Here is a 14,205-nt window from a genome sequence, read left to right on the forward strand (position 1 = left end):
TGGATCGGCGCGACGACGCAGCATGAGCAGTCCTGAGAATCATCGTTTCGCGGAGGTGAACCGCGACCCGCACATCGCTGGTCCGCCGGCGGGGAAGGCGTGCGGCGGCGGTCCGGCGCATCGAAAGCGGCAGCGCCGGACCACGCCGTACGCCACCGATGTACAGCGCCCCTGTCGAGTCCGCGTACAGGCAGGGGGCGAACAGAAGAGCCGGAGCGAACCGCATTGCCACCGCCGGGGTGGTTCGCCTCCGGAGGAGTGCGGTCAGGGCATCATGCTGTTGGTCGCGGCCCGGCCCGAGCCGCCCGTATAGCAGCACGACGACCGGGGCCGGATACGTGCCGACGAGGTCGTCATCATCGGAACAGTGAGGTGGAGAGAATGCCGTACGACCGCACCGTCAAGCCGGCGGGGACCTTCGAGGCGACCGTGGAGGCCGTTCGCCGTGCGCTGGCGGAGCAGGGCTTCGGCATCCTGACCGAGATCGACGTCCAGGCCACGCTCAAGGCGAAGCTCGACCACGACATGGAGCCCTACCTGATCCTCGGGGCGTGCAATCCCCCGCTCGCCCGACAGGCGCTGGACGCCGACCGCTCGGTCGGGCTGCTCCTGCCCTGCAATGTCGTGGTCCGCACCGACGGCGACCAGGTGGTCGTGCAGGCGATCGACCCCTCCACCATGGTCGCTCTCACCGGCGTCGACGCCATGACCCCGGTCGCGGACGAGGCTACCCGCCGCCTCGACGCCGCACTCGCCTCCCTCGCGGAAGGCGGTGCGTGAGCGGGCGAACACCGTGCCGGCCGACCTGCCCCCCCGAGGGCCGGTCGGCCGTGGGAGGCCTTCAGTCTGCGGGGCCGCGTGCGGGCAGGGCCGTGAGCTGCCTTGCGATGTCGTCCGCCCATGCCTCGACCGCCGCCCAGTCCCGGTGGTCTCCGTAACGACAGCCGAGCAGACGGAAGAGCACAGCCCCCTTGCGGTCCAGGTGTTCGCGCCGGATCACGCCCGAGAAGCGCCGATGCTCCCGGGGACGGACGACGTCGACGAGCGCGGCGACACGCGGCTGTCGCCGCGAAGGTGGCGGCACCAAGCGGAAGAAGTAGGACTCGGGAAGTCCTCTCCGGAGGGCCGCGCAGGCGGCCGCCGCAAATCAGACCGGACTGCCTGCGGCTCTTCCGTGATCGCCTCCTAGGTCGCATGAGTCCGGACACGCAGAGGCGGACGTCCCACGTGCAGGATCGGCGTTTCCTGATCCATCGGCAGGACAGTGCATGCGTTCGCCGGACCTCTGCACGCCGACGTAGGGGCATTACGCACCCCGGCCTCCACCGCGGCCGCGGTGGACGCTCGTCATCAGCCACGTGACCGTGCGGCTGACGTCCGACGCGGAGACGATGCCGACCAGCCTCTTCCGGTCGAGCACCCCAGGCACTGAGTACGGCGCCGAGCAGGCGCCGGTGGGTCGCGATCCAGCCGGCCGGTAGGTCCATCGGCACCCGAACGGTCACCATAGAGACGAGATCGTCTACAACCACCACCTCAGGACAGTCACGCTCGCCGCTGAGGTGGATGAAGATGGACGGTCCACGCTGGACGTACAACCAGGCGATGTCCTCGCCGGCCTCAAGACGATCCAGGGCCTCGCCCCACGAAGTCAGCCGTGACCGCCACAGCGAGAGATTCACGCGTCCGGCGACGAACGGCGTGTCAACGACAATCTCCGCGGCAAGCCCTCCAGCCACACTCTGCAGAGCGCCGAGCACCGTGATGCGAACGCTGTTGCCCTCGTCATCACAGAACAGAGCCAGATTGAGCTGCACTGCTGATTCCAAGTCGCCTCCCGCGAGCATGAGGTTCGGACCTGCGCCAACTCATTTCGTTAGGAGTTCTAAGAGGGCATCTGATCAACGTTCACGCCGGTGTGGGTGGCATGTCCGTTTCGATTCGCCAGGTTGGTGCGGATTCTCCGGTTATTTCGCGGCTCATTTTGTTAGCCATGGCCCAATGGATCATCGTTCGGGATCTCTGCGGCAGGGCTTCGTAGTCACGTGCCAGGCGGCGGTGCTGCATCAGCCAGCCGAAGGTCCGCTCGATCACCCACCGTTTGGGCAGCGGCTGGAAGCCCTTCTCTTTCGGTCGCTGCACTACCTCCACATCGATCCCGAGGCTGGCGCCGTGCTGGATGACGCTGGTCTGGTAGCCGCCGTCGGCCCACACCTTGGTCACACTCGGATGGGTCGCCGCCAGTTCGGTCAGTGCCTGCTTGCCGCCGGCGGAGTCGTGGACGGAGGCGGCGGTGACGAGGACGGTCAGGACCAGGCCGAGGGTGTCGGTGATCAGGTGGCGCTTGCGCCCTTTGATCTTCTTGCCGGCGTCGATGCCCTGACTGGCCTCGGCGACATTGCCCGAGGTCTTCACACTCTGCGCGTCCACCACGGCGGCGGACGGCTCCCCATTTCGGGCGTTCGCCCGACGGGTCCTGTCCCGCAACAGGTCGTGGACCTGCTCGGTGGTTCCGTCCTCTTCCCACTTGGCGTAATAGTCGTAGACGGTCTTGAACGGCGGGAAGTCGTGTGGCAGGTACTCCCACGGGATCCCGGTGCGGTTGACGTAGAGGATCGCGTTCACGATCTCTCTCAACTCATGCACCCGCGCTGCTGTCCCGGGCCCCGAGCGGGCGTCTCGCCAGGCGGTGAACACGGGTTCGATCAACGCCCAGCGGGCATCGGAGACGTCACTGCGATACGCCCGTCGAGAGGTCATGCCCCGGACAACGAGCACTGCGGCCTACAGTCACAAAACCATCCCAAACACCAGCTACCTAGATCAGATGCCCTCTAAGACGGCCCCTTACGGCCCCCAGATCGTCGCCCTGCTCGCCACCCAGGAAGCCGCCCGCCCCACGGTCACCAACCGCGTCACCGACATCGCCCCGCTCAGACGTCTCCAATGAGCTTCGGCTGACCGTCACCCGATCACCGGGCCCGCCGACCTGACGGTCGGCGGGCCCGAAGCGTCAGACCACCGAGCGCAGGCGGTCCAGTTCGCCGCTGATCGCATCCCGCAGCACGTCATGCTGCGGACCGAGCCTGGACTTCTCGTCGCTCCACCGCTCACACGGATAGAGCCACACCGGCTTGCCCACCACATCGGCAGGCTCCCACTCGAACCGCGGCCAGACATGCGCATGCAAGAACGGGTCCGTGTTCCCCAGGATCTCCAGGTTGACCCGCCGGAAGGCCGGGTCCAGCCGCCGACAGACACGCTCGACCGCTTCGCCGAGTTGGTCCATGTCAGACAGGAACGACAGCCGCTTCGCCCTCGGCAGGTCCGACAGCCGCTGCACATCCGGCTCATCCACGAGCAGAACCGAGTAGCCAGGCAGGAACTGAACGTCCCCGATCACCGCGAACCCCGACGTGAGCCGACGCAGCACAGTCGGGTTCTCGCCTCTCAGCGCAGTCCCGATCCGGTCCATCCGCCAGTCACCAGTCATGGCCAAAACCTACATTCCGGTGATCAAGGACCGCTCTTCGATCCCCATCCTCCTCACACAGTTCAAAGACCAAGGAAGTGAGGCGAGGAGCGACCCCGGCCGTTCTCAAAGATTCCCATCAATGGCAGCAAGAGCGTCCAGGAACGGGCCGCCCAACTGACCGACGCTGCTGAGTGGCGAGAACAGGCCTTGAGCTGGATCGACGAGTACCGCAACTCGCACCAGCACGGTCCAAGCTGGCGGACGTTCTGGCGCACGCCGTCCCTGTGGCCAGCCGACACCACGCTGTCCGTGAAGCAAGTAGTGATGTGTCAGCTCAGCAAGGCGGGTCATCTCGACGGGGCTCGCACTCCGTTCGGCCTGTCCCGACGGGAGACCTCGCGCTGAGGTGCGAACACCGTCGGTTCCCTGCACGCTGAGAGCGGAGCCCGCCCGGGAGCCCTTCGCACGTCAACCGGGCGGGCCGTACAGACCCGATGCCTAGTCGATGCCGTACACGTCGAGAACAGGATCCGCGGACTGCGACATCAGGTAGTGGTAGTTAGCCGGGGGCGTCGCCGGGACGTTGTTCCGCGAAGCCCTGGGCGAGGATGATGTCGGCCGGAATCTCCGCCGTGACGTACACCAGCAGACCGTTCCGGCGGCGCGCGCACCAGCCTCTCCTGCGCCATCGCGTCGAGAACCGGGTCCGCCTCGCCGAGCGTGCGGCAGAAGGGGATCATGACGACGACGTCGCTCAGCCCCGCCGTCTCGCGCACTCGGCGTGACGCCCGGCATAAGAGGGCGAATCCCTCGCGACAGCCCTCGTCGTAGTAGCGGCTCGCCCCGCGCCGGCCGATCATCGGGTTCGTCACCCGTGTACGGGGGGGGTGGCGGGGTCTCCAGGTCCGTCTCCGACTCCGTACGGGAGTAGGCCGCCGCAGACACAGCCCCGCTCTCCCGGCGCACGAGACCGTCACCTCACGCACGCAGGACGCGGCTGGCGTCTCCGGTGCCGGCGACGGCGGGAACACCGAGCTCACGGACGACGACCGCGGCGTGCGAGGTGCGTCCGCCGTGGTCGGTGGCGATAGCGGCGGCCGGCTTCATCTCGATGTCGTTCAGGAACCGCTGGTCGCGCTCGTTGTCGAGGGTGTCGGCAGGTCAGACCGGTGTCCGCCTACACGCTCTTGATGTGCTTGTTGCCGATCCGGACGTCGATCATGGGGCCCGGTGCTGGATCCTTCATGCTCGGCTTGAAGACCATGTACTCGTCGGGTCCACCCGCCGCTGACGACGGTCTCGCCCAGGCCCCAGGCGGCACTCACCACGATCACGTCAGGGAAGTCGGCCTCGGGATCGAGGATGAAGATCACTCCGGCGCCGGCGAGGTCGGCGCGGACCATGAACCGGACGCCGACGGACAGGGCGACCGTGGTGGTCGACGCCCGTACGCTGCCGGTAGTCGATGGCGCGATCGGTGAAAGGGGACGCGTGGCAGCACCTGCACGCGTCGAGAAGCTGGTCGGGGCCGCTGTCATCGGCGCCCGGTCGCATACGGCCGCAGCCAAGGTTGCCGAGGGAGAGTGCAGGCGCCGCCACGAGGAGCACCGCCACTCCTCCCGCCGTACAGACGATGCCGGTCACCTCGGAACGGCTCAGGCGTTCCCCCCGCGGCGCAGGCCAGGGCGGCAGGGCGACATTCCATTCGGGGAAGCCGTCGAGCGGCTCTGCGCGAACGGCCGGTGGCCTCTGCCCACGGACAGCCCCATCCTGCCGCTCGGCGCAGCGGTGAGCGAGGTCGACTCTCTCGGCATCTGGCTCGGCAAGGAGCCCGAAGGCGAGGAGGACATCGAGGCCGTGCGTGAGCCGCCATCGCCCTCTCCACCGTCTGCTACCCGCCCCGTACCAGTGACGTCGGCGACGCGGATGAGGAAGACGTCGAGCGAGTGGGAACGCCACCGCGCCCGTGACGTCCGCTCCGGACGCCACTCACACCGGCGCCGACTGCACTCCCACCTGACACGGAGCGACGAAGCGCTTCCTCGGCGCGTTCGCGGGTGGGGTAGGCACCTTCGTAGCGCACGCGTTCCAGCATCCGTTCGAACGTCATGGCGGGCTGTGCCCGGTGCGGTCGAGGCTGGTCGTACATGGTGCTGCGGTTGCCTCTCTCGTCGTTGGTTCGGTGTCCGGCCGGTGGTGCCGGCCGGTCAGGTGGGCTGGGTTTGACCGAAGAGGAGGTCGTAGCCGGGCGGGAGCCGGAGCAGGGCTTCGCGGGTGAGGACGTCTCCGGCTGCGGCGGCCACGGTGGACAGGACCGCTCCGATGTCCCACAGGGCCGTTTTCTCGGTGGCGCCTTCGATCCAGGCCGGGGTGGCCCGGACGAAGCGTTCGGGGGAGAGCGGCTCCGCGGCCTGCAGGGGGTTGAGCAGGATCAGGGCGCAGGTCTCGGGGAGCCGGGGGGCGAGCTCGGCCCGCACGGTGCCGATCAGGTGTGCGCCCAGCAGGGCCAGGACGACGCGGGCCGCACGTTCGGCTTCCTCCTGGGTCTGGTAGTCGCCACGTTCCTGGACATGAGCCAGGAACGACTCCCGGCGCATCGACATCTCACGTCACCTCCATGGAGGGGCGAAAGCGGCGAGGAATGCGGAGGAGGGGGTACCGGAGGGGGGATCGCGTTCCCCGTCCCCTGCCGCTGCCGGTTGGGCCGACCTCGCAGGCCCTCTCGGAGTCGCCAGCCGCCCGGTCGCGGAACGCCGCTACCTGCGTCTGCGGCCGGGGAAGGCAGGAGCACGGGCGAGGAACGCGTCCAGGCCACCCGCGATACCCGCGCCGCCGACCGCAGCGTGGACGCCTGGGCCCGCGACAACGCCGCCGACCTGCGACGTCCCGCCGGCCAGATCACCGCCCTGGCCGGCCTGCCTGCCGACGCCGAGGGCGCCATCGCGACCTGAACCAGGCCCTCGCCGACAACGACACCGCCCGCCTCGTGGGCCCGCCGGCCGACACCCGGCCCCACCTCCGCAATCGATACGGCGTGGCCCCGGCCCTGACGTGAGTCACCGCCCGCTCTCCGTGCGCCTGCTCTGCCCTTGCGCGGCGGTCGCGACGGCCACAGGCTGCTGGTAGGAGCCCTGGCCGAGTGGACCCGCTGTCGGATCGGGGAGGTGAACGGGCATGCGGCACCCGCGGAAGCCCGAGCCGCGCGACGGGGGAAAGGAGCGCAGCACGGTGGTCCTGGACGTGCGGGGCATGATCCGGGCCACTCAGCAGAACACTGTCGCTGCTGTGCTGGGCCGCCGGGCGGGTGTGCTGGACGTCGAGGTGAACGCGGTCGCGCAGTCGGCCACGGTCGTCTTCGACCCCCGCCGGACCTCCCTGGCCGAGCTGCGAGGCTGGGTCACCGAGTGCGGCTACCACTGCACGGGCCAGTCGGTGCCGTCCCACATCTGCGACCCGATGGACGAGCCGGATCCGCCCGGAGTGGTGGAAGCGGCCGAAGTCGTACCGCCGTCGCACGCGGGGCACGTGCCGGAGAGCGGGGAGCCGTCGCCCGACGAGGAGGCGGGCCACGGTGGCCATGCGGGGATGTCGATGGCAGCCATGGTGGCCGACATGCGCAACCGCTTCCTCGTCGCGGCGGTCTTCTCGATTCCGATCGTGGTCTGGTCCCCGATCGGCGAGGAGGTCTTCGGATGGCACGCACCCGTGCCGTTCGGACTCCGGCAGGACGTGTGGGCGCTCTTGCTGAGCCTGCCGGTGATCTTCTACTCGTGCTCGATCTTCTTCGTCGGCGCCGTCCGGGCCCTGCGCGCCCGGACCCTGGACATGATGGTGCTGGTCGCGGTCGCCATCGGCGCGGGCTGGCTGTACTCCCTGGTCATCACCCTCACGGGCGGCGGAGAGGTGTTCTACGAGGCCGCCACTGTGCTGGCTTCCTTCGTGCTGCTCGGCCACTGGTTCGAGATGCGCGCCCGCGGCGGCGCCAACGACGCCGTACGTGCCCTGCTGGACCTCGCCCCGCCCAAGGCGCTCGTCCTGCGCGACGGGGAAGCGGTCGAAGTCGCTACCTCCGAGGTGGTCGTCGGGGACCTGCTGCTCGTCCGCCCAGGGGCGAAGATCGCCGCGGACGGGGTCGTGGAGGACGGCGAGAGCGAGGTCGACGAGTCGACGGTGACCGGGGAGAGCCTGCCGGCGCACAAGGCCCCGGGCGCCGCCGTGGTCGGTGCCACCCTCAATACGAACGGGACGCTGCGGGTACGGGCGGCCAAGGTGGGTGCGGACACCGCGCTGGCCCAGATCGTCAAGCTGGTCCAGGAGGCTCAGAACTCCAAGGCCCCCGGCCAGCGGCTCGCCGACCGTGCCGCGTTCTGGCTGGTCTTCGTCGCCCTCGTCGGCGGCGGACTCACGCTTGCCGTCTGGCTGCTGGCCACCGACCGGCCCTTCAGCAGCGCGATGCTGTTCGCGATCACCGTGGTCGTCATCACCTGCCCCGACGCGCTCGGCCTGGCCACTCCCACCGCGATCATGGTCGGCACCGGCCTGGGGGCCAAGCGTGGGGTCCTGTTCAAGAATGCTATGGCTCTGGAAGCGTCCGCCGGGATTCAGACCGTGGTCATGGACAAGACCGGCACCCTCACCAAGGGCGAACCGGAGGTCACCGAGATCATCATCGCACCCGACCGCCACGAGGACGAGGTCCTGCGGCTGGTCGCGGCGGTCGAGCGGGAATCCGAGCACCCGCTGGCCGAGGCGGTCGTACGCTACGCCGATTCGCGCGGCGTGAGCCCGGTGCTTGCCCGTCAGTTCGAGAACGTGCCCGGCCACGGGGCGACCGCGGTGGTGGACGGCCACCGGGTCGCCGTGGGCAACCGCCGGCTGGCCGAACGCGAGGGCGTGTACCTCGGTCCGCTCGCCGTCCGGCGGGACGAGCTGGCCGCCACCGGCCGTACCGTGGTCGTCGCCGCCGTCGACGGCCTGGTCGCCGCGCTCATCGCCATCGCTGACGCGCCGCGGGAGACCTCCGCGGCCGCCGTACGCGAACTCCACGCACTCGGTGTCGAGGTCGTCATGCTCACCGGCGACAACCGGGCCACCGCCGAGCGGATCGCACAACGCCTGGGCATCGACACCGTCATCGCAGAGGTCCTCCCCGGCGACAAGGCAGCCACCGTCGCCGAACTCCAGCGCGGAGGCCGCAAGGTCGCCATGGTCGGCGACGGAGTCAACGATGCACCCGCCCTCGCCCAGGCCGACCTCGGGATCGCCATCGGCGCCGGCACCGACGTCGCCATCGAGACCGCCGACCTCGTCCTGATGCGCTCCGACCCCCTGGACGTCCCCACCGCCCTGCGTATCGGCCGGGGCACCCTGCGCAAGATGCGCCAGAACCTCGGCTGGGCCATCGGCTACAACGCCATCGCCCTGCCCATCGCCGCCGGCGTCTTCGAGCCCGCCACGGGCCTGATCCTCCGCCCCGAGATCGCCGCCCTGTCCATGTCCGGATCCAGCGTGATCGTCGCCGTCAACGCCCTCGCCCTCAAGCGCCTCCGCCTGCCCGGCCCGGTCCCTGCGGTCTCCGGGGACGGAGACGACGGCCATGGCGGGTGAGCGTGCCGAGGCCGTGGTGCCCCACGCGCAGGTGCGTCCTACGGTGGCAGATGTGGCCGGTCACGATCCCCGCACGCAGCCGCAGCCCTTCGGCTGACACGGGCTGTGCCCGGGGTCGTGGACGCGGCCGCGGAGTTCACGACCGCGTAGCGGCCTTCGTGTCATGCGGCGGAAAATGCTGGACCCGCGCGTCCGGGCCCGGGAACACCAGAGTGACCCGGCCCGTGTCCGACCACCGGACGTCGAAGGGGGGAGTGCCGTCCGCGTGGTGCAGCGCGACGATCTCACCGTCACGTCCCTCGTCCCCGACCGTGGCACCGCCCACGATCAGCCGGTCGCCGACGCGGGCCCACAACCCGGCGCGGGGCTTCTCCTGGCCTTGCCGAGTTCCGGTCGCAGTCATTGTTCTCGCCTCCCGGCCCGCGCGCCCGGCCGCGGCCCTCCCGAGACCGGCGCTCTCACCTTCCACCGTGCGTCCCGGTCGGCCGACGGTCATAGGGGCGAACAGTCCCGGAAGGGGACCATTCGGCACTGCCCGCGGGTGGGCTTCTCGCAGCAGGGTGAGATCCACCGGGGCCGCCGCGCCCCGTGAAGGAGGACCGTCATGCAGCACCGCACGGTTTTCGAGGTGATGACCCACGACGTGGTCACTGCCGCCCCAGAGACCTCGTTCAAGGGGATCGCCCGTCTCCTCGCCGAGAACGACGTCTCGGCGGTCCCCGTCGTCGACCCGGACCGAAGTCTGCTCGGCGTGGTCTCGGAGGCCGACCTGCTGCGGACCACCGCCGAGCTCCCCGATCTGGAGGGCCGCCCGGCGGGCGTCCGATTGCTGTCCCAGGAGCGACGGCTGCCCGATGCGGAGACGGCCGCCCAGCTGATGACCTCGCCCGCCATCGCGGCACAGCCGAACTGGAATCTCGTCGAGACGGCCCGGACGATGCACCGCGAGGGGGTGAAGCGGCTTCCCGTCACCGACGAGACCGGTCGGCTTGTCGGGATCATCAGCCGCAGCGACCTGCTCCGGCCTTTCCTGCGCGGTGACACCGCGATCCGTGACGAGATCGAGCACGACGTCCTGGCCGGCACTCTGCGCCTCGCCCCCGACACGATCCGTGTGACCGTCGACGACGGAGTCGTCAGGCTGACGGGCCGGGTCGACGAGCGCGCCGACATCCCCGTGATCGTGCGGCTCTGCCGCTCGGTCGACGGAGTCGTCGCCCTGCACGAATCGATCGAATACTCCTACGACAACCTCGCGCTCGACGCGGAGCCACCGCGATGAACGCCCTGTGGGTGGCACCTGTCATGCCCGACTACGACAGCGCCCGGGCCACGTTCTCCTGGCGACGCGAGCGGTCCCGGCTCGCCGGGCTGCCGGACGGCGGCATCAACATCGGGTACGAGGCGGTCGATCGGCACCTGCACGAGGGCCACGGCGAACGCGTCGCGCTGCGCTGCATTGCCCGCGACGGATCGATGCAGACGGTGACTTTCACCCGGCTCGCGGCCGAGAGCTCCCGCTTCGCGCACGTGCTGGAGATGCTGGGCACGGAACGCGGCGGGCGGGTGTTCACCCTGCTCGGCCGTCGGTTCGAGCTGTACAGCACCGTCCTCGGGACGCTGCGTGCCGGAAGAGTCCTGTGCCCTCTGTTCACCGCCTTCGGACCCGAACCCGTCGCACTGCGCATGGAACTTGGCAACGCCAGGGCTCTGGTCACGACCCGGGAGCTGTACGAGCGCAAGGTGGCCCCGGTACGGTCCCGTCTTCCGCACCTGCGCCACGTACTGCTTCTCGACCCCGGGACCGACCCGCCCCCGGACACGCTCTCCTTCCCCGCTCTCACGTCCGCCGCGCCGGACGAGTACACCGTGGGACCGACCGATCCGGCAGAGCCGGCCCTGCTGCACTTCACCAGCGGCACGACGGGCACGCCCAAGGGCGCGATACACGTGCACGAGGCAGTCCTCGCCCATCGCGTCACCGCCGCCTACGCCCTCGACCTGCATGAGGGCGACGTGTTCTGGTGCACGGCCGACCCCGGCTGGGTCACCGGCATGTCTTACGGCATCATCGCCCCGCTCACCCACGGGGTGACGACCGTCGTCGACGAAGGGGACTTCGCCCCCGCTCGCTGGTACGGGACCCTCGCCGACCAGCACGTTACCGTCTGGTACACGGCTCCCACCGCGCTGCGTATGCTCATGCGGGCCGCACCGCGCAGCGGCGACCCGACGCCTGCCGCGCGCCACGACCTCTCCGCGCTCCGGTTCGTCGCGAGCGTCGGCGAGCCGCTCAATCCCGAGGCCGTGCACTGGGGCCGGGAGGCACTCGGGCTACCGGTCCACGACACCTGGTGGCAGACCGAGACGGGGGCGATCATGATCGCCAACTTCGCGGCCGATCCCGTGCGGCCCGGTTCGATGGGCCGACCGCTTCCCGGTGTCGAGGCCGCCGTGTTGGCGTGCGGCGAGGACGGCCGGGCCGCGGTCGCCGGCGGGCACGTCCGGATCCTCCACGATCCGGGTGCTCAGGGCGAGCTCGCCTTGCGGGCGGGTTGGCCGTCGATGTTCCGCGGCTACCTCCACGAGCCGCGCCGTTACGAGGCGTGCTTCGCAGACGGGTGGTACATGACCGGCGACCTGGTCAGCCGCGACGCCGACGGCTGGTACTGGTTCGTGGGCCGGGCCGACGACGTCATCAAGTCCGCGGGGCACCTCGTCGGGCCGTTCGAGGTGGAGAGCGCGCTCATGGAGCATCCGGCCGTCGCCGAGGCCGGTGTCATCGGACGCCCCGACCCGCTGGCCGGGACGATCGTCAAGGCGTTCGTGCTGCCGCGCCCCGAGTATCCGCCCGACACCGAACTGCGGCGCGACGTGATGGCGTTCGCCCGTCGGCGCCTCGGCCCGGCCATCGCCCCCCGGGAGATCGAGTTCGTCGAGGATCTGCCCCACACCCGCAGCGGAAAAGTGATGCGCCGCCTGCTCCGGGCCCGCGAACTGGGCCTGCCCGAGGGCGATGTGTCGACGCTGGAGTCACCCGAACCGGCCGACATGTCCGGGAAGGAGCCGTGATGGCCACCGCACACGGCGGCACGTCCGCCAAGGCATCGCCAACAAAGCGCCCCCGTCGCTCCCGCACTCCTGCGGCGGCCCACGACCTGGACCTCCTGCGGCAGATGCTGCTCATCCGGAGGTTCGAGGAACGGTGCGTCGAGCTGTACAGCACGGCGGCGATCCGGGGCTTCGTCCACCTGTACATCGGCGAGGAGGCGGTGGCGGTCGGCGTCCACCAGGCGCTCGATGAGGCGGACGCGGTCGTCTCCACGTACCGCGAACACGGCCACGCGCTGGCCCGAGGGGTACCGCCCGAAGCCGTGATGGCGGAGATGTACGGGAAGACCACCGGCTGCAGTCACGGCCGCGGTGGCTCCATGCACCTCTTCGACGCGGGCCGTCGCTTCTACGGCGGCAACGCGATCGTCGGAGGCGGGCTGCCGCTCGCGGCCGGTCTGGCGCTCGCCGACCGGATGCGCGGCGAGTCACGGGTGACCTGCTGCTTCTTCGGTGACGGGGCCTTCGCCGAGGGCGAGTTCCACGAGACCGCCAACCTGGCGGCGCTCTGGGGACTGCCCGTGCTTTTCGTCTGTGAGAACAACCTGTACGCGATGGGGACGGCTCTCGCCCGCGAGCACGCCCAGACGGACCTCGCGATGCGGGCCGCCTCGTACGGCATGGCGGCCTGGGCCGTGGACGGCATGGACGTACACGCCGTGGAGAAGGCGGCGCGCGGGGCGGTCGAGTCCATCCGCGCCGGCAACGGACCGCACTTCCTGGAGATGCGGACGTATCGGTTCCGTGCGCACTCGATGTACGACCCGGACCGATACCGGCCGAAGGACGAGATCGAGGAGTGGAAGCGGCACGACCCTGTCACGAGCCTCGCCGGTGGCATGCATGCGGCCGGTCTCCTCGACACGGACGCCCAAGAGGCCCTGGACCACGAGGTCGTGGAGGAGATCGACCGAGCCGTCCGGACGGCCGAACGGGCTCCCGAGGAGCCGGCTGAAGACCTGCTGCTCCATGTCACCGGCCGGCACGAGGGGGCTCCGTCATGAGCGCGCGAACGCGACCGCGGGCGCATCCCGACGACGGCACCACCACATACAGGGAGGCCCTGCGGGAGGGTCTGCGCGAGGCCCTGGCCTCGGATGACCGGGTCTTCCTCATGGGCGAGGACGTGGGCCGCTACGGCGGCTGCTTCGGGGTGAGCCTCGGCCTCCTGGAAGAGTTCGGACCCGATCGTGTCCGGGACACGCCCCTGTCGGAGTCCGCGTTCGTCGGAGCCGGTATCGGCGCCGCCCTGGCCGGGATGAGACCTGTCGTCGAGATCATGACGGTCAACTTCAGCCTGCTGGCCCTCGACCAGATCCTCAACAACGCAGCCACCCTGCGGCACATGTCCGGCGGACAGCTCGGTGTGCCGCTGGTGATCCGCATGACGACGGGCGCGGGTCGGCAGCTGGCCGCCCAGCACTCCCACAGCCTCGAAGGCTGGTATGCCCACATCCCCGGCCTCCGTGTCCTGGCGCCGGCCACGGTCGACGACGCCCGCCACGTGCTGTCGGCCGCGCTGGCCGACCCCGATCCGGTGCTGCTCTTCGAGCACGGCAGCCTCTACAACACGGCCGGCATGCTCGATCCGGCGGTCCATGGTGTCGACCTGGACCGCGCGGCCGTCCGCCGCGAGGGCGCCGACGTCACGGTCGTCGCGTACGGCGGTTGTGTGTCCAAAGCTCTCGAAGCCGCAGAGGCAATGGCTGGGGAGGGGATCAGCGCGGAGGTCGTCGACCTGCGGACGCTGCGGCCCCTGGACGACGCCACGATCGTCGGCTCGATCAGGCGGACCCACCGGGCCGTCGTGGTCGACGAAGGCTGGCGCAGCGGCAGTCTGTCCGCCGAGATCGAGTCGCGCATCTACGAGCAGGCGTTCTTCGAACTCGACGCGCCTGTCGAACGAGTGTGCAGCGCGGAGGTCCCGATCCCCTATGCCCGTCGTCTGGAGGAGGCGGCACTCCCCCAGCCGACCGGAATCGTGGCGGCGGCGCGCCGGGTGGTGAGCTGAG

The 14,205-nt window shown here is 70.0% G+C and carries 12 protein-coding genes and 4 pseudogenes; 8 read left to right on the forward strand and 8 right to left on the reverse strand.

Annotated elements, in window-relative coordinates:
• Positions 1-381: 381 nt before the first annotated feature.
• Complete coding sequence (locus ACE1OA_RS02695) at positions 382-780, forward strand: DUF302 domain-containing protein (RefSeq protein WP_432752163.1); 399 nt, start codon at positions 382-384, stop codon at positions 778-780.
• Positions 781-1,433: 653 nt separating this feature from the next.
• Here ACE1OA_RS02695 and ACE1OA_RS02700 read toward each other — a convergent pair.
• Together ACE1OA_RS02700 and ACE1OA_RS02705 are read right to left on the reverse strand one after the other, a co-directional pair.
• Positions 1,434-1,847, reverse strand: a pseudogene (locus tag ACE1OA_RS02700) (DUF5959 family protein); the annotation flags it as partial.
• 61 nt (positions 1,848-1,908) lie between these two features.
• A complete protein-coding gene (locus tag ACE1OA_RS02705) occupies positions 1,909-2,760 on the reverse strand; it encodes an IS5 family transposase (protein ID WP_432752164.1) in 852 nt (283 codons plus the stop codon).
• A gap of 67 nt (positions 2,761-2,827) precedes the next feature.
• Here ACE1OA_RS02705 and ACE1OA_RS02710 point away from each other — a divergent pair, with 67 nt between their 5' ends.
• Entirely contained in the window at positions 2,828-2,950 is a 123-nt protein-coding gene (locus tag ACE1OA_RS02710) for a hypothetical protein (RefSeq protein ID WP_432752165.1), read from the forward strand.
• A gap of 63 nt (positions 2,951-3,013) precedes the next feature.
• Here the strand turns inward: ACE1OA_RS02710 and ACE1OA_RS02715 are convergent, their stop codons facing one another.
• The 5 genes and pseudogenes from ACE1OA_RS02715 to ACE1OA_RS02735 form a co-directional block, all read right to left on the reverse strand.
• Positions 3,014-3,493: a diadenosine tetraphosphate hydrolase gene (locus ACE1OA_RS02715; RefSeq protein ID WP_384868892.1), complete on the reverse strand. Its 480-nt coding sequence runs from the start codon at positions 3,491-3,493 to the stop codon at positions 3,014-3,016.
• Positions 3,494-4,453: 960 nt separating this feature from the next.
• A complete protein-coding gene (locus tag ACE1OA_RS02720; RefSeq protein WP_384868887.1) occupies positions 4,454-4,582 on the reverse strand; it encodes a PEP-utilizing enzyme in 129 nt (42 codons plus the stop codon).
• Between the two features lie 11 nt (positions 4,583-4,593).
• Positions 4,594-5,013: a PEP/pyruvate-binding domain-containing protein gene (locus ACE1OA_RS02725; RefSeq protein WP_432752166.1), complete on the reverse strand. Its 420-nt coding sequence runs from the start codon at positions 5,011-5,013 to the stop codon at positions 4,594-4,596.
• Between the two features lie 476 nt (positions 5,014-5,489).
• Positions 5,490-5,624: pseudogene (locus tag ACE1OA_RS02730) on the reverse strand (DUF2267 domain-containing protein); the annotation flags it as partial.
• Between the two features lie 58 nt (positions 5,625-5,682).
• The gene (locus tag ACE1OA_RS02735) at positions 5,683-6,078 is read right to left on the reverse strand and encodes a DUF2267 domain-containing protein (RefSeq protein WP_432752167.1); all 396 of its coding nucleotides are present in this window, start codon (positions 6,076-6,078) and stop codon (positions 5,683-5,685) included.
• 85 nt (positions 6,079-6,163) lie between these two features.
• On the opposite strand from ACE1OA_RS02735, the pseudogene ACE1OA_RS02740 reads away from it, so the two are divergent.
• Positions 6,164-6,530 (forward strand): annotated as a pseudogene (locus ACE1OA_RS02740) (HSP18 transcriptional regulator); the annotation flags it as partial.
• Positions 6,531-6,649: 119 nt separating this feature from the next.
• Entirely contained in the window at positions 6,650-9,082 is a 2,433-nt protein-coding gene (locus ACE1OA_RS02745; RefSeq protein ID WP_432752168.1) for a heavy metal translocating P-type ATPase, read from the forward strand.
• Between the two features lie 175 nt (positions 9,083-9,257).
• On the opposite strand, the pseudogene ACE1OA_RS02750 reads toward ACE1OA_RS02745, so the two are convergent.
• A pseudogene (locus ACE1OA_RS02750) lies at positions 9,258-9,437 on the reverse strand (DUF1918 domain-containing protein); the annotation flags it as partial.
• Between the two features lie 249 nt (positions 9,438-9,686).
• On the opposite strand from ACE1OA_RS02750, the gene ACE1OA_RS02755 reads away from it, so the two are divergent.
• The 4 genes from ACE1OA_RS02755 (at position 9,687) to ACE1OA_RS02770 (ending at position 14,204) form a co-directional block, all read left to right on the forward strand.
• A complete protein-coding gene (locus ACE1OA_RS02755) occupies positions 9,687-10,364 on the forward strand; it encodes a CBS domain-containing protein (protein ID WP_432752169.1) in 678 nt (225 codons plus the stop codon).
• Positions 10,361-12,154 (forward strand): acetate--CoA ligase, encoded by a 1,794-nt coding sequence (gene acsA, locus ACE1OA_RS02760; RefSeq protein ID WP_432752170.1) that lies wholly within the window; start codon positions 10,361-10,363, stop codon positions 12,152-12,154. Before ACE1OA_RS02755 ends, acsA begins: the two co-directional genes overlap by 4 nt.
• Positions 12,155-12,258: 104 nt before the next feature.
• Positions 12,259-13,197 carry a pyruvate dehydrogenase (acetyl-transferring) E1 component subunit alpha gene (gene pdhA, locus ACE1OA_RS02765; RefSeq protein ID WP_432752171.1) on the forward strand — a complete coding sequence of 313 codons (939 nt, stop codon included), beginning with the start codon at positions 12,259-12,261 and terminating at the stop codon, positions 13,195-13,197.
• Entirely contained in the window at positions 13,194-14,204 is a 1,011-nt protein-coding gene (locus ACE1OA_RS02770) for an alpha-ketoacid dehydrogenase subunit beta (RefSeq protein WP_432752172.1), read from the forward strand. Before pdhA ends, ACE1OA_RS02770 begins: the two co-directional genes overlap by 4 nt.
• The last annotated feature ends 1 nt before the right edge of the window (position 14,205 follow it).

Source organism: Streptomyces sp. JL2001, assembly GCF_050917515.1.
GTDB lineage: Bacteria > Actinomycetota > Actinomycetes > Streptomycetales > Streptomycetaceae > Streptomyces.

What these genes read in the sequence shown, in the direction of transcription:
- ACE1OA_RS02695 (WP_432752163.1), top strand. Translation starts at nt 382, where the DNA reads ATGCCGTACGACCGCACCGTCAAGCCGGCGGGGACCTTCGAGGCGACC.
- acsA (WP_432752170.1), top strand. Translation starts at nt 10,361, where the DNA reads ATGAACGCCCTGTGGGTGGCACCTGTCATGCCCGACTACGACAGCGCC.
- ACE1OA_RS02735 (WP_432752167.1), bottom strand. Translation starts at nt 6,078, where the DNA reads ATGTCGATGCGCCGGGAGTCGTTCCTGGCTCATGTCCAGGAACGTGGC.
- ACE1OA_RS02745 (WP_432752168.1), top strand. Translation starts at nt 6,650, where the DNA reads ATGCGGCACCCGCGGAAGCCCGAGCCGCGCGACGGGGGAAAGGAGCGC.
- ACE1OA_RS02715 (WP_384868892.1), bottom strand. Translation starts at nt 3,493, where the DNA reads ATGACTGGTGACTGGCGGATGGACCGGATCGGGACTGCGCTGAGAGGC.
- ACE1OA_RS02720 (WP_384868887.1), bottom strand. Translation starts at nt 4,582, where the DNA reads ATGAAGCCGGCCGCCGCTATCGCCACCGACCACGGCGGACGCACCTCG.
- ACE1OA_RS02770 (WP_432752172.1), top strand. Translation starts at nt 13,194, where the DNA reads ATGAGCGCGCGAACGCGACCGCGGGCGCATCCCGACGACGGCACCACC.
- ACE1OA_RS02705 (WP_432752164.1), bottom strand. Translation starts at nt 2,760, where the DNA reads ATGACCTCTCGACGGGCGTATCGCAGTGACGTCTCCGATGCCCGCTGG.
- ACE1OA_RS02710 (WP_432752165.1), top strand. Translation starts at nt 2,828, where the DNA reads ATGCCCTCTAAGACGGCCCCTTACGGCCCCCAGATCGTCGCCCTGCTC.
- ACE1OA_RS02755 (WP_432752169.1), top strand. Translation starts at nt 9,687, where the DNA reads ATGCAGCACCGCACGGTTTTCGAGGTGATGACCCACGACGTGGTCACT.
- ACE1OA_RS02725 (WP_432752166.1), bottom strand. Translation starts at nt 5,013, where the DNA reads ATGACAGCGGCCCCGACCAGCTTCTCGACGCGTGCAGGTGCTGCCACG.
- pdhA (WP_432752171.1), top strand. Translation starts at nt 12,259, where the DNA reads ATGCTGCTCATCCGGAGGTTCGAGGAACGGTGCGTCGAGCTGTACAGC.